11 protein-coding genes are annotated in these 13,781 nt (G+C 67.3%); 6 read left to right on the top strand and 5 right to left on the bottom strand.

The genetic code is table 11. The features are described 5' to 3' along the window. Nucleotides 1-48 precede the first annotated feature (48 nt). A complete protein-coding gene (locus IV112_RS18610; protein WP_304006029.1) occupies nucleotides 49-1,980 on the top strand; it encodes a sensor histidine kinase in 1,932 nt (643 codons plus the stop codon). A gap of 5 nt (nucleotides 1,981-1,985) precedes the next feature. Continuing rightward, nucleotides 1,986-2,582 (top strand): response regulator transcription factor, encoded by a 597-nt coding sequence (locus IV112_RS18605; RefSeq protein ID WP_304006027.1) that lies wholly within the window; start codon nucleotides 1,986-1,988, stop codon nucleotides 2,580-2,582. A gap of 204 nt (nucleotides 2,583-2,786) precedes the next feature. On the opposite strand, the gene IV112_RS18600 is transcribed toward IV112_RS18605, so the two are convergent. The 3 genes from IV112_RS18600 to IV112_RS18590 form a co-directional block, all read right to left on the bottom strand. Beyond that, nucleotides 2,787-4,571 carry an acyl-CoA dehydrogenase gene (locus tag IV112_RS18600; RefSeq protein WP_304006025.1) on the bottom strand — a complete coding sequence of 595 codons (1,785 nt, stop codon included), beginning with the start codon at nucleotides 4,569-4,571 and terminating at the stop codon, nucleotides 2,787-2,789. 78 nt (nucleotides 4,572-4,649) lie between these two features. Further along, nucleotides 4,650-5,585 carry an electron transfer flavoprotein subunit alpha/FixB family protein gene (locus IV112_RS18595; protein ID WP_304006023.1) on the bottom strand — a complete coding sequence of 312 codons (936 nt, stop codon included), beginning with the start codon at nucleotides 5,583-5,585 and terminating at the stop codon, nucleotides 4,650-4,652. Nucleotides 5,586-5,595: 10 nt separating this feature from the next. Then, nucleotides 5,596-6,348 carry an electron transfer flavoprotein subunit beta/FixA family protein gene (locus IV112_RS18590; RefSeq protein WP_019918690.1) on the bottom strand — a complete coding sequence of 251 codons (753 nt, stop codon included), beginning with the start codon at nucleotides 6,346-6,348 and terminating at the stop codon, nucleotides 5,596-5,598. A 115-nt stretch (nucleotides 6,349-6,463) separates the two neighbouring features. Between IV112_RS18590 and IV112_RS18585 the strand changes: the two genes are divergently transcribed. The 4 genes from IV112_RS18585 (at nucleotide 6,464) to IV112_RS18570 (ending at nucleotide 10,736) form a co-directional block, all read left to right on the top strand. Next, nucleotides 6,464-7,033, top strand: a complete 570-nt coding sequence (locus IV112_RS18585) for a TetR/AcrR family transcriptional regulator (protein WP_304006020.1) — start codon at nucleotides 6,464-6,466, stop codon at nucleotides 7,031-7,033. 108 nt (nucleotides 7,034-7,141) lie between these two features. Next, a complete protein-coding gene (locus IV112_RS18580; protein ID WP_304006019.1) occupies nucleotides 7,142-8,518 on the top strand; it encodes a phosphomannomutase/phosphoglucomutase in 1,377 nt (458 codons plus the stop codon). Nucleotides 8,519-8,641: 123 nt separating this feature from the next. After that, nucleotides 8,642-9,877 (top strand): EAL and HDOD domain-containing protein, encoded by a 1,236-nt coding sequence (locus tag IV112_RS18575; protein WP_304006017.1) that lies wholly within the window; start codon nucleotides 8,642-8,644, stop codon nucleotides 9,875-9,877. A gap of 19 nt (nucleotides 9,878-9,896) precedes the next feature. Further along, complete coding sequence (locus IV112_RS18570) at nucleotides 9,897-10,736, top strand: HDOD domain-containing protein (RefSeq protein WP_304006015.1); 840 nt, start codon at nucleotides 9,897-9,899, stop codon at nucleotides 10,734-10,736. A 62-nt stretch (nucleotides 10,737-10,798) separates the two neighbouring features. Here the strand turns inward: IV112_RS18570 and IV112_RS18565 are convergent, their stop codons facing one another. Both IV112_RS18565 and alaS read right to left on the bottom strand, forming a co-directional pair. Continuing rightward, nucleotides 10,799-11,092: a hypothetical protein gene (locus IV112_RS18565; RefSeq protein ID WP_304006013.1), complete on the bottom strand. Its 294-nt coding sequence runs from the start codon at nucleotides 11,090-11,092 to the stop codon at nucleotides 10,799-10,801. Beyond that, nucleotides 11,089-13,707: an alanine--tRNA ligase gene (gene alaS / locus IV112_RS18560; RefSeq protein WP_304006011.1), complete on the bottom strand. Its 2,619-nt coding sequence runs from the start codon at nucleotides 13,705-13,707 to the stop codon at nucleotides 11,089-11,091. The genes IV112_RS18565 and alaS overlap by 4 nt, the downstream gene beginning before the upstream one ends. Between the last annotated feature and the right edge of the window lie 74 nt (nucleotides 13,708-13,781).

Raw genomic sequence — 13,781 nt, 5'->3', positions numbered from 1 at the left:
TTCTGATACCTGTCGGCGCCGTCTGCACCACCAGGGCCCCAGTCCCAGATGAACAGTCCTTCGTTCGTGTCCACATTCCGTCCTCGCGCAACCCCTGTCGCAGCACCGGGCTGGTACTGGATGGTGCCGCGCATCGCCATCGCGCTCTTCCTGCTGGCCATCGGCACGCTGGTGTGGTGGCTGCACCGCAACGATCTGGACGAGCAGCGCGCGACGATGATCAACGACGTGCTGTGGATGGAGCAGGACCTGCGCTTCCATCTCGACCGCAATGCCGAGCAGATGGCGCAGATCGGGCGCGAGGCGGCCGACGGCCGGCTCGATGCGCGGGTGATCGAGGCACGCCAGCGCAACATGATCGCCAACGGCCACGGTCTGCTGCGCGTCGATACCCTCGCGCACATCGACGGCGAAGATCCGGATCTGTCCGGCCCGGCGCGGCTGGCGGAGCAGCTCGGCCGCGCCGCCTACCTGCCGCCCTACGCGACCGCCGACGGCGACGTGCATTTCGACGTGCTGGTGCCGCTCGGGGGTGGTCAGGGCTGGATGCGCGGCACCTACTCGATCGAACAGATGCTGTCGCAATCGGTGCCCTGGTGGTTCGCCGAGCGCTACAAGCTGGACGTGATCGACAACACCGAAGCGGTGCTGGCCAGCAAGTCCAAAGTGGCGGCCGAACATGACGAAATGAATTACGCGCTGGTGTTCGACCCACCCGGCCACGGCCTGCGGCTGCGTGTCACCGCCTACCGCAGCGAAACCCGTCTATTGCCGGCGCTGCTGGTGGTCACCATCGTCGGTCTGGCGTTCACGATGCTGTGGAGTCTGTGGGCGCTGCGTCGCCACCTGGTGCGCAGGCTCGAAGCGGAACAGGCGCTGCGCGAGGAACACACCTTCCGTTCAGCGATGGAAAATTCGCTCAGCATCGGTCTGCGCGCGCGCGACCTGAGCGGCCGCATCACCCACGTGAACCCGGCCTTCTGTCGCATGGTCGGCTGGAGCGCCGAGGAACTGATGGCGATGCGCCCACCCATGCCCTACTGGGCTCCGGAAGAGGCCGAACACATCCGCGCGCTGCACGACGGCATTCTGGCCGGCGGCGCGACTTCGCACGAAGCGCTGGAACTGAAGTTCATCCGCCGCAATGGGGAGCGCTTCGACGTGCTCATTTCGGAGGCGCCGCTGGTCGACGCCGACGGCCGTCACGTCGGCTGGATGAGCTCGGTACTCGACATCACGGAGCGCAAGCAGGCCGAGGAGCTGTACCGGCAGCAGCAGGAAAAGCTGCAGTTCACCGGCCGCCTGATCACCATGGGCGAAATGGCATCGACGCTGGCACACGAACTGAACCAGCCACTGTCGGCCATCGCCAGCTACAGCACGGCCTGCCTCAACATGGTCGATAACGGCAGCGGCTCGCTGGCCGACCTGAAGGAGCCGCTGGCGAAAATGAACGCGCAGGCGCGCCGCGCCGGCACCATCATCCGCCGCGTGCACGAATTCGTCCGCCGCTCCGAGCCGAAGCGCGTCGCCTGTTCTCTGAACGACGTGGTCGAGGAAGCGCTGGGCCTGATCGAGGCGGATGCGCGCAAGCGCGACATCCGCATTTCCAGCTCGCTGGCCGGCGCCCTGCCCGCGGTCAGCGCCGATCGCGTCATGATCGAACAGGTCTTGCTGAACCTGATCCGCAACGGTATGGACGCGATGGCCGCCTGCCCGCTGGAACGACGCCGACTGCTGATACAGACCAGCGCCGACGCCGAAGGCGTGCAGGTGTCGGTGCGCGACAGCGGCAGCGGCATCCCGCCTGAAGTGGCGGACAAGCTGTTCGCCCCCTTCTTCACCACCAAGCCGGACGGCATGGGCATGGGTCTCAACATCTGCCGCTCCATCGTCGAACTGCACCGCGGCCGGCTGTGGTTCGAATCCGCCGACGGCGGCGGTACCGTGTTCATCCTGAAGCTGCCGGCCGGGGAGTGAAGCCGATGAGCCAGATCTTCATCGTCGACGACGACGAAGCCATCCGCGACGCACTGGGCTGGCTGTTCCGCTCGCGCGGCCACACGGTGCGCACCTGGCCGTCGGCCGAAGCGCTGATCGGCAGTGGCGAGATCGCGCATTGCGGCTGTCTGCTGCTGGACATCCGCATGGACGGCATGAGCGGGCTCGAACTGTTCGGCTGGCTGCACGAGCACGGCCACGACATGCCGGTCATCTTCCTGACCGGCCACGGCGACGTGCCGATGGCGGTCGGCGCGATCAAGCAGGGCGCCTTCGATTTTGTCGAGAAGCCGTTCAACGACAACGAACTGGTGGACCGCGCGCTGGCCGCGCTGGACATGCACCAGCAACAGTTGTCGAAGCGCGCTGCCGCACAGGTCATCGAGGAGCGTGTCGCCCAGCTCACGCAGCGCGAGATCGAAGTGATGGAGCGCGTGCTGGCCGGCCAGATGAACAAGGTGATCGCCAGCGACCTCGGCGTCACCATGCGCACCGTGGAAGTCCATCGCGCCCGCATCTTCGAGAAAATGGGCGTGCGGTCGGCGGTGGAACTGGCGCAGGTACTGGCAGCCAGGAAGTAGCACCGCGCACGTTCACCGCCGTCGTCGGGGTCAGAAGACCCCTCCCACAGAGTTCCGGTCCAGGCTCCGGCGGTGGGGCGGGCGCAACCCCTGTGGGAGCGGCCTTGGCCGCGACAGGGCCGCTGCGACCCGCCGGCTTCGATGCAGAGTGCCGTCGGGGTCAGCAGCCCCCACGGAAACCCGGGTTCCGGGGTGGCGACCGGACTACAGACCTGCCGCGTCGTCCAGCGTGGCAGCGGCGCCACTGCAGACCATGTGCGCCAGGCCGCCGCACTCGCTGAGCACGTGATCGGCATAGAAGCGCGCGGTGACGATCTTGGCGCGCAGGAAGTCGGCGTCGCCCTCGCCGGCGGCCAGACGCTGCTGCGCCAGCAGGGCACCGCGCGCCAGTTGCCAGCCGCCCGCTACGCGGCCGAACAGCATCAGCAGCGGTACCGCGCCAGCCAGCACGGCACGCACATCGCTGCGCCAGTGCGCGACGACGAAATCGACGCTGCGTTCAAGCGCCGCCGCGGCCTCGCCCAGCGGCACGGACAACGCCTGCAGCCGTGCAGCATCGAGCGCCGCGACGACATCGCGCATGTCGGCGATCACCGCGCGCGCGGCCGCACCGCCGTCGCGCGCGATCTTGCGGCCGACCAGATCGTTCGCCTGTATGCCGGTCGTGCCCTCGTAGATATTGGTGATGCGCGCGTCGCGCAGGTACTGCGCGGCGCCGGTTTCCTCGACATAGCCCATGCCGCCGTGCACCTGCACGCCAAGCGAGGCGATCTCGTTCGCGCCTTCGGTGCTCCAGCCCTTGACCAGCGGAATCATCAGTTCGACGAAGGCCTGGGCGCGCGTGCGTTCGGCCTCGTCCGCATGGCGCGCTGCGCGATCGCGTGCCGCCGCGGTGACCGCGGCCAGCGCGCGCATCGCCTCGACCTGCGACTTCATGCGCAGCAGCATGCGGCGCACGTCCGGGTGGCGCACGATGGCCACGCTGCCGCCGCCCTTCACGCCCGCCTCGCCGCCCTGACGCCGCTCGTTGGCGTACTCGCGCGCCTGCTGGAAAGCACGCTCGGCCACCGCGATGCCCTGCAGGCCAACCGCGTAGCGCGCGGCGTTCATCATGATGAACATGTACTCGATGCCGCGGTTCTCTTCGCCGCACAGCCAGCCGGTGGCGCCGCCGGCATCGCCGAAGGCCATCACGCAGGTCGGGCTGGCATGTATGCCCAGCTTGTGTTCGAGCGACACACAGCGCACGTCGTTACGCGCGCCCGGATTGCCGTCGGCATCGGGAATGAACTTGGGCACGATGAACAGCGAAATGCCCTTGACCCCGTCGGGCGCACCCGGCGTGCGCGCCAGCACCAGATGCACGATGTTGGACGCCAGTTCGTGCTCGCCGAAGGTGATGAATATCTTCTGCCCGAAGACGCGGTAACTGCCGTCAGGCTGCGGTTCGGCGCGGCTGCGCACGGCGGCCAGATCGGAACCGGCCTGCGGCTCGGTCAGATTCATGGTGCCGGTCCATTCGCCACTCACCATGCGTTCGAGATAGAGCGCCTTCTGCTCGTCGGAGCCGCACAGCGCCAGCGCCTCGATGGCGCCCGCGGTCAGCAGCGGACACAGCGAGAACGCCATATTGGCGCCCATCACCATCTCCTGGATCTGCGCCACCGCGAGGTGCGGCATGCCGGCGCCGCCGTGCGCCGGGTCACAGCCCATGCCGTTCCAGCCGTTGTCGGCATAGGTGCGATAGGCCTCGGCGAATCCGTCCGGCATGGCGACGCGACCGTCGTCGCCGAGCTTCGCGCCGACGCGATCCCCCACCCGATTCAGTGGCGACAGCACCTCGCCGGTGAAACGGGCGGCCTCTTCGAGCACCGCGTCAACGACGTCCGGGCTCGCGTCCTCGTAGCCGGGCAAGGTCACCACTTCGTTCAGGCCAGCCAGTTCCAGCGCAAAACGCATGTCCTGCAGCGGCGCGACGTATTCGCTCATGAGCCTCTCCTCCATCGGGCTCTGACGGCCCTCGAAATTGATCGATGACGGCAGCGGGCGAGTGCCGCCCGCTGCCGATCAGTCCAGTGCCTGCACCAGCTGCGGTACCAGTTCGAACAGGTCGCCAACCAGACCGTAGTCGGCCACCTGGAAGATGGGCGCGTCCGCATCCTTGTTGATGGCGACGATCACCTTCGAATCCTTCATGCCGGCCAGATGCTGGATGGCACCCGACAGCCCGACTGCGATGTAGAGATCCGGCGCAACGATCTTGCCGGTCTGGCCGACCTGGTAATCGTTCGGTGCATAACCGGAATCGACGGCGGCGCGGCTGGCGCCGAGTGCGGCGCCGAGCCGGTCGGCCAGCGGTTCGAGCACGGCGTGATAGGACTCGGCACTGCCCAGCCCGCGTCCGCCGGACACGACGACGCGCGCGGCCCCCAGTTCCGGGCGGGCCGACTGCGACAGTTCCTGCGACACATGGGCGGACAGGCCGCTGGCTGCCGGCGGCGTCACCGCCTCGACCGGTGCGGCACCGCCGCTCGCCGACAGCGGGTCGAAGGCGGTCGCGCGCACCGTGATCACCTTGACCGTATCGCCGCTCTGCACCATGGCCAGCGCATTGCCGGCGTAGATCGGGCGCACGAAGGTGTCCGCCGACACCACCTCGACGATGTCGGAAATCTGCGCCACGTCGAGTGTGGCCGCGACGCGGGGCATGAAGTTCTTGCCGAAGCTGCCGGCCGGTGCCAGTACGTGGCTGTGGCCGGCGGCGACCGCCAGCACCGCCGCTGCAAGGTCTTCCGCGGTGGGGTGAGCCAGATGAGCGGCATCGGCGCTCAGCACCTTCGCAACACCCGGCACCGCCGCCGCCGCAGCGGCTGCGCCGGCGCAGTTGCTGCCGGCGACCAGCACGGTGATGTCGCCGCCGATCTTCTCCGCGGCGGCCAGGGTGTTCCGCGTGGCCGGGCGCAGGCCGGCGTTGTCGTGTTCTGCAATGACCAGAATGCTCATGACGGGCTCCTCAGCGCAGCACTTTGGCTTCGTCGCGCAGCTTCGCGACCAGTTCGGCCACCGAGGCCACCTTGATACCGGCCTGACGCTTCGGCGGCTCGGCCACCTTCAGCGTTTTCAGGCGCGGCGCGACATCGACGCCCAGTTCGTCCGGCGTCACCGTGTCGAGCGGCTTCTTCTTCGCCTTCATGATGTTGGGCAGGCTGGCGAAGCGTGGTTCGTTCAGCCGCAGGTCGGTGGTGACCACCGCCGGCAGCGCCACGCTGACCGTTTCCAGGCCGCCGTCGATTTCGCGCGTCACGGTCGCACGGCCGTCGGCGACGCCGACCTTGGACGCGAAGGTGGCCTGCCCCCAGCCGAGCAGCGCGGCCAGCATCTGGCCGGTCTGGTTGGCGTCATCGTCGATCGCCTGCTTGCCGCAGATCACCAGCTGCGGCTGTTCGCGACCGGCCACCGCCTTGAGCAGCTTGGCCACCGCCAGCGGTTGCAGTTCGACATCGGTATTCACATGGATCGCGCGGTCGGCACCCAGTGCCAGTGCAGTGCGCAGCGTATCGACGCAGCCGGCGACGCCGCAGGACACCGCGACCACCTCGGTTGCCACGCCCGCCTCCTTCAACCGCACCGCCTCTTCCACCGCGATCTCGTCGAACGGATTCATCGACATCTTCACGTTCGCCGTTTCAACGCCGCTGCCATCGGCGGCAACGCGGATCTTCACGTTGTAATCGATCACCCGTTTGACCGGGACCACAATCTTCATGCCTGTGCCTCCTGTTGCCGCTCACGGTTCCACGCACCCATACGGATGCGTATGTTCAGTCCATACGCTAGCGTATGCTTCACTTCAAGGTCAACAACGCCGCAGGAATACCGCCATGCCCGACACCGCCGCCCGCCCGCAGACCGACCGCGACACCTGGGTGCGAGCGGCCACCCAGACCCTGGCCGACAGCGGTGTGGACGGCATACGGGTGGAGACGCTGGCGCGCGGTCTCGGCCTGACCAAGGGCAGCTTCTACTGGCACTTCAAGGACCGCCGCGCCCTGCTCGACGCGGTGCTGGAGCACTGGCGCGACGGGCGCATCGACGACATCCGCAACCGCACGCAATCTGCGCCCGGCGACGAAATCGCGCAACTGCAGCATGTGATCGACACCTACAGTCTGGCGCGCAACCGCCGCGGCATGCAGGTCGAACTGGCGCTGCGCGACTGGGCGCGCCACGACGAAGCGGCGCGCGCCGCCGTCGACGAGGTGGACAGCGTGCGGCTGGAATGCGCGGCCGCGCTGTTCCGCGCCGCCGGCTGCGGCGCCGACGAAGCGACCAATCGCAGCCTGCTGTTGTATGCCTATGTGTTCGGCCTGGGCATGATGGATGTCCCGCGAGACACGGCGCGACCGGCGGCGGCACGCCAGTTCATCGCCAACCTGATCACGGGTCGTTGATATTTTGCAAAACAATGCCGCGCGGCCGTCATCGTTCGCACGGGATAATTGATGCAATGCCGCATCCGTGCGGGCCTACAACAGAACAGAACGCAGAAAGGAAAACCGATGTCCTTCCCGGCACCCGAAATCTTCAAGGCCTACGACATCCGCGGCATCGTGGACAAGACGCTGACCGCCGACGCGGTGCGCGCCATCGGCCACGCACTGGGCTCCGAGGCGGTGAAGCGCGGCCAGCGCACCATCGCCGTCGGCCGCGACGGCCGCCTGTCCGGCCCTGAACTGGCGGGCGCGCTGGCCGAAGGCATCAATGCCGCCGGCGTCGACGTGCTGGACATCGGCTGCGTGCCGACGCCGCTGTCCTACTTTGCCGCCTTCGACCTCGGCACCGACAGCGCGGTCAGCGTGACCGGCAGCCACAACCCGCCCGACTACAACGGCCTGAAGATGGTGCTGGGCGGTCAGACGCTGTACGGCGACATGATCCAGGACCTGCGCCGCCGCATCGTAGACAACGATCTGGTGCACGGCCAGGGCACCACCCGCCACGCCGACGTGCGCGACACCTACATCACCCGCGTCACCAGCGACGTGAAGCTCAAGCGCCGGATGAAGGTGGTGATCGACTGCGGCAACGGCGTCGCCGGTGACATCGCGCCGCGCCTGTTCGAAGCGCTGGGCTGCGAGGTCGTGCCGCTGTTCTGCGAAGTGGACGGCAATTTCCCCAACCACCACCCGGACCCGTCCAAGCCGGAAAATCTGGAAGACGTGATCCGCGTGCTGGCCGCTGGCGACGCCGAAATCGGCCTCGCTTTCGACGGCGACGGCGACCGCCTGGGCGTGGTCACCCGCGACGGCGAAATCATCTACCCGGACCGCCAGCTCATGCTGTTCGCCGCCGACGTGCTGTCGCGCCAGCCCGGCGCGCAGATCGTCTACGACGTCAAATGCACCCGCCTGCTGGCACCGTGGATCCGCGAACACGGCGGCGAGCCGGTCATGTGGAACACCGGCCACGCACTGATCAAGGCCAAGCTGAAGCAGAGCGGCGCCGCGCTGGCTGGCGAGATGAGCGGTCACATGTTCTTCAAGGAGCGCTGGTTCGGCTTCGACGACGGCCTGTACGCCGGTGCCCGTCTGCTGGAAATCCTGTCCGCCGCGCCGGACGGCAACGCGGTGCTGAAGGCGCTGCCGACCGCCACCTCGACGCCCGAACTGAATCTGAAGATGAACGAGGGCGAACCGCACGCGCTGATCGCCGAAATGCAGAAATCGGCGGTTTTCGATGGCGCCCGTGACATCATCAAGATCGACGGCCTGCGCGTCGAATACGCCGACGGTTTCGGGCTGATGCGGGCGTCGAACACGACGCCGGTGGTCGTGCTGCGCTTCGAGGCGGACGACGCCACGGCGCTCGAACGCATTCAGGCGGATTTCCGCCGCGTGCTCGGCAGCGCCCGCCCGGACCTCACCCTGCCCTTCTGAGTGTCCCCTTCCCCGGCGCCCGGTCGGGTGCCGGTTTCCGGCGCTCGGCCGACGCCGTCATCGCCATGAAATAAACCCCGCTCGCACCCTAAATGTGGCGGCCGGCATGCCGACAACAGAAGCATGCTCACTGCCGCCACAAACAACATCTACGTAGGCCGCCAGCCCATACTGGACCGGAACCAGGCACTCTACGCCTACGAGTTGCTGTTCCGCTCCGGGAACGTCGAACAGGCCGAATTTCACTGCGACGTCAGCGCCACCGCGCGGGTGATCACCTCGGTGTTCAACGAACTCGGTCTCGAACAGGCGCTGGGCGACGCTTTCGGTTTCATCAACGTCAGCGAAGACATGCTGATGTCCGAGGCGCTCGAACTGCTGCCGGCGGACAAGATCGTCATCGAACTGCTTGAAACCGTTCCGCCAAAGCCTGCAGTCATCGCGCGGGCGCGCGAACTGGTGCGCAAAGGCTTCCGGCTGGCGCTCGACGACGTGCTTGATCTGGAAGAGGACTACAAGCCGCTGATCGAGATCGCGTCCTTCATCAAGATCGACCTGCTGGGCGTCGCCCCCGACGCGCTGCCCGATCTGGTCGAACGCTTCCGGCCCTATTCGGCCAAGCTGCTGGCCGAAAAGGTCGACAGCGCCGAACAGGCCCGGCGCTGCCACGAACTCGGCTTCGCCTATTTCCAGGGCTATTTCTTCGCCCGCCCGAGCGTGCTGAGCACCCGCACGCTGAGCGCAGGCGAAACGACCCTGCTGCGCCTGCTCGGCATGGTGATCGGCGACGCCGACACGTCGGCAATGGAACCGCTGATCAAGCAGGAGCCGGCGCTGCTGGTGAACCTGATGCGCATCACCAATTCGGTCGGCAGTGGCAGCAAGCGCCAGATATCGACGGCGCGCGAGGCGATCACGCTGCTCGGGCGCCGTCAGCTGCAGCGCTGGCTGCAACTGCTGTTGTTCTGTACGCAGGGCAGCGGCAAGGCGCACACGCCGCTGCTCAACATGGTGGCGACCCGCGCACGCACGATGGAACTGCTCGCCGAGCGCTGCGACATGCGTGACGGCGACCCCGACAGCGCTTTCCTGACCGGCATCCTGTCGCTGCTGCCCGCGCTGCTCGGCGTGTCGATGGACGAAGTGCTGAAGACGCTGACTGTCGATCGCTGCATCCACAGCGCGTTGACCGACGGCTCGGGCACGCTGGGCGCACTGCTCCGGCTGCTGCGCTGCTGGGAGGAAGACGCCACGACCGACTTCGCCGCCACGCTGGCCGCTCTGCCGCCGCTGAGTGGCGAAGATTTCACCGTTGCCGTGTCCGAAGCCATGGGCTGGGCCGCCGGCCTCGGACAATGACTGCCGGAAAGACGCAGCAATGATTTCCCATACACATGCCATCGAACGCCTGTTCGCCGCGGCCGGCCAGTTGCCGAGCATTCCGCGCGTCGTGCAGAAGATGATAGAGACACTGCGCGACGAAGATGCCGATCTGCTGCCGCTGATCGGCGAGATCCGCACCGACCCGACCATTTCCGCGCGCGTGCTGAAACTTGCCAACTCGGGCTATTACGGCAGCCGCCGTGCCGTGGGGTCGATCGACGAGGCGGTGTCGCTGATCGGCACGCGCGCGATGCGCACGCTGGTGATCTCGGCCGGCGTCAGCAGCAGTTTTCCCAAAGTGCCGGGCGTCGACCTGCAGTCTTTCTGGCGCCACGCGCTGCTTACCGCATCGATCACATCGCAGCTGGCGCGACGCGCCGGCGAGAACGCCGAGCGCGCCTACAGCGCCGGCCTGATGCTGCGCGTCGGCCAGCTGATGATCCACATCGCCTTCCCGCGCGTCGCCGACGAAATCCTGCGCGAATGCCAAGGGCTGGGCATGAGCGAGCGCGCGACGGTGGAACAGCACAAGCTGAACACCCATCACTGCGAGGTTGGTGCCGAACTGGCGATGCGCTGGAACTTCCCGGACGATATTGCAGCCGCGCTCGAGTACTACTGCCAGCCGCGCAATCCGGACGCCAGTCTGCTCGCCCGTCTGGCCCACGTGGCCGCGCAGTGCGCCTTCGAACTCGAGCAGCAGACCGCGCCCGAGGACATCGTGCAGCGGCTCGACAACACGGTGACCGACATGTGCGGACTCGCCCCCGCCGGCATCCTGCAGGACATCCGCAGCTGCGCCGAGCGTGCGGCCGGTGACCACCAGGCGGACTGAAGGCACCACGACCGCGCCGCAATGAAAAATGCCGCCCGCGGGCGGCATTTTCGTTACAGCATTCAGCGCATCTTCGGATTCAGCGTGCCGCGGTTGTAGTCCTTGTCACCGGGCAGGATGACGCGGGTGCCGAACCAGCCGCCCTGCGCCCCTTCCGGCCGCAGGTGATTCTGCGGGTAGGTGTCGGCCACCTTCTTCGCCTCCGCCTGCTTCGCCGCGTCGACGAAGCGCCAGCGGCCGTCCGGCATCAGTTCGACCTTCTCGCCGGCGGCGGTGGTCGCCTCGATCACCACGCCCTCGCCGGCCAGCGCGCCGGCCGACACCAGCGCCATCAGCAACACTGCAACGGTTTTCATCCGAGCTTTCCTTCCACCCATTTGCCGACACCGGCCAGCGCCGCCGGCAGGTTCTCCGGCTGGGTGCCACCCGCCTGCGCCATGTCCGGCTTGCCGCCGCCCTTGCCACCGACCTGCCCGGCGACGAAATTGACCAGTTCGCCGGCCTTCACCTTCGCCGTCAGATCCGGCGTGACACCGGCGATCAGGCTCACCTTGCCCTCGTTCACCGCGGCCAGCACGATGGCGGCCGAGCCGAGCTTGTCACGCAGCTTGTCCAGCGTTTCACGCAGTGCCGGTACGTCGGCCCCTTCCATCACCGCGGCCAGCACCTTGGCGCCGCCGACAGCGACGGCCTGCGCCGCCAGCTCGTCGCCCTGGCTGGCGGCGAGCTTGCTCTTCAGGCGGGCGATCTCCTTTTCCAGCGCGCGCACGTTGTCGATCACCTGGGCGATCTTGGCCGGCAGCTCATTGGCCGGCGCCTTGAACGCGGCGGCCGCTTCCGACACCAGCCTGTCCTGACGCTGCACGAAAGCCACCGCGTTCTCGCCGGTGATGGCCTCGACGCGGCGGATGCCGGCGGCGACGCCCGCCTCTACCGTGATCTTGAACAGGCCGATGTCGCCGGTGCGTGCGACGTGGGTGCCGCCGCACAGTTCGCGCGACGAGCCGATGTCCAGCACGCGCACCTCGTCGCCGTACTTCTCGCCGAACAGCATCATGGCGCCCGACTTCTGCGCGTCCTCGATGCCCATCACGCGCGCCTGGGTGGCGGCGTTGGCGAGGATTTCGGCATTGACGATGCGTTCGACACGGCCGATTTCGTCGTCGCTCATCGGCGCGTTGTGAACGAAGTCGAAGCGGGTCTTGTCGGCATCGACCAGCGAACCCTTCTGCTGCACGTGATCGCCCAGCACCTCGCGCAGCGCCTTGTGCATCAGGTGGGTGACCGAGTGGTTGCGCGCGGTGGCGGCGCGGGCGCGCACATCGACGCGCGCGCTCACGCTGTCGCCGACCGCGATGCGGCCGGTGCCGACCACGCCGTGGTGACCGAACACCGCCGCCTGTATCTTCAGCGTGTCCTCGACCTTGAAAATGCCCTGCGCCGCGCGCAGTTCGCCGCGGTCGCCGACCTGGCCGCCGGATTCGGCGTAGAACGGCGTCTCGTCGAGCACGACGACGCCCAGTTCACCCTCGTACAGTTCATTCACCGGCGCGCCGTCACGGTACAGCGCGACCACCTTGCCCCCCGCGTCCAGCGTGTCGTAACCACGGAAGGTGGTCTGCACGCCGTCGTATTCCAGCGCGGTGGCCATCTTGAACTTGCCGGCGGCGCGCGCCTGTTCCTTCTGGCGCGCCATCGCGGCGTCGAAGCCTTCGGTGTCCACGGTCACGCCGCGCTCGCGGCAGATATCCGCGGTCAGGTCGAGCGGGAAGCCGTAGGTGTCGTGCAGCTTGAACGCCGTCTCGCCGTCCAGCGCGGCGCCCTGCGCCAGCGCGGCCAGCGCCGATTCGAGGATGTCCATGCCGTTGGCGATGGTGGCGAAGAAACGCTCCTCCTCCTGCCGCAGCACGTCCATCACCTTCTGCTGCGCCGCCGCCAGATCCGGGTAGGCGGCGCCCATCTGCGCCACCAGGTCCGGCACCATGCGGTGGAAGAAGGCGGCGCGTGCGCCCAGCTTGTAGCCGTGGCGGATGGCGCGGCGGATGATGCGGCGGAGCACGTAGCCGCGGCCTTCGTTGCCCGGAATGACGCCGTCGGCGATCAGGAAGGAACAGGCGCGGATGTGGTCGGCCAGCACCTTCAGCGACGGATTGTCGAGATCGGTGGTGTTCGTTTCGCGCGCGGCGGCGGCGATCAATGCGACGAACAGGTCGATTTCGTAATTGCTGTGCACGCCCTGCAGCACGGCGGCGATGCGCTCCAGACCCATGCCGGTGTCCACGCTGGGCTTGGGCAGCGGATGCAGCACGCCCGCTTCGTCGCGGTTGTACTGCATGAACACGTTGTTCCAGATTTCGATGAAACGGTCGCCGTCCTCGTCCGGCGAACCCGGCGGACCGCCCGGAATGTGGGCGCCGTGGTCGTAGAAGATTTCGGTACACGGGCCGCAGGGGCCGGTGTCGCCCATCATCCAGAAGTTGTCGGAGGCGTAGCGCGCGCCCTTGTTGTCGCCGATGCGGATGACGCGCTCGGCCGGCACGCCGATCTCCTTCGTCCAGATGTCGAAGGCTTCGTCGTCTTCGGCATAGACGGTGATCGTCAGCTTGTCCTTGGGCAGCTTGAACACTTCGGTCAGCAGTTCCCACGCAAACGCGATGGCGTCGCGCTTGAAGTAGTCGCCGAAGCTGAAGTTGCCCAGCATTTCGAAGAAGGTGTGGTGGCGCGCGGTATAGCCGACGTTCTCCAGGTCGTTGTGCTTGCCGCCGGCGCGCACGCATTTCTGCGAGGTGGTCGCGCGGTTGTAGCTGCGCTTGTCGAAGCCGAGGAACACGTCCTTGAACTGGTTCATGCCGGCGTTGGTGAACAGCAGCGTCGGGTCCTCGTGCGGCACCAGCGAGCTGGAAGCCACGATCTGGTGGCCCTTGGAAGCGAAGAAATTCAGGAAGGCGGAGCGGATATCGGCGCTGTTCATGGTCGGCAATCAGGATTTCAGGGCGCGCGCTGCGGCGCGAAAACAGTCGCGGATTCTAGCATTCGCGCCGCCGC

Origin of the sequence: Methyloversatilis discipulorum (assembly GCF_018780585.1) — a bacterium.
GTDB classification, from domain to species: domain Bacteria; phylum Pseudomonadota; class Gammaproteobacteria; order Burkholderiales; family Rhodocyclaceae; genus Methyloversatilis; species Methyloversatilis discipulorum_B.
The sequence above is the reverse complement of the archived record's forward strand: the minus strand, read 5'-3'. Positions and strand labels throughout refer to the sequence as shown.

Bases quoted from the DNA above. Each gene is read 5' to 3' on its own strand.
- IV112_RS18595 (WP_304006023.1), bottom strand. From the start codon at position 5,585: ATGAGCATTCTGGTCATTGCAGAACACGACAACGCCGGCCTGCGCCCG.
- alaS (WP_304006011.1), bottom strand. From the start codon at position 13,707: ATGAACAGCGCCGATATCCGCTCCGCCTTCCTGAATTTCTTCGCTTCC.
- IV112_RS18575 (WP_304006017.1), top strand. From the start codon at position 8,642: ATGCTCACTGCCGCCACAAACAACATCTACGTAGGCCGCCAGCCCATA.
- IV112_RS18590 (WP_019918690.1), bottom strand. From the start codon at position 6,348: ATGAAGATTGTGGTCCCGGTCAAACGGGTGATCGATTACAACGTGAAG.
- IV112_RS18605 (WP_304006027.1), top strand. From the start codon at position 1,986: ATGAGCCAGATCTTCATCGTCGACGACGACGAAGCCATCCGCGACGCA.
- IV112_RS18565 (WP_304006013.1), bottom strand. From the start codon at position 11,092: ATGAAAACCGTTGCAGTGTTGCTGATGGCGCTGGTGTCGGCCGGCGCG.
- IV112_RS18580 (WP_304006019.1), top strand. From the start codon at position 7,142: ATGTCCTTCCCGGCACCCGAAATCTTCAAGGCCTACGACATCCGCGGC.
- IV112_RS18585 (WP_304006020.1), top strand. From the start codon at position 6,464: ATGCCCGACACCGCCGCCCGCCCGCAGACCGACCGCGACACCTGGGTG.
- IV112_RS18610 (WP_304006029.1), top strand. From the start codon at position 49: ATGAACAGTCCTTCGTTCGTGTCCACATTCCGTCCTCGCGCAACCCCT.
- IV112_RS18600 (WP_304006025.1), bottom strand. From the start codon at position 4,571: ATGAGCGAATACGTCGCGCCGCTGCAGGACATGCGTTTTGCGCTGGAA.
- IV112_RS18570 (WP_304006015.1), top strand. From the start codon at position 9,897: ATGATTTCCCATACACATGCCATCGAACGCCTGTTCGCCGCGGCCGGC.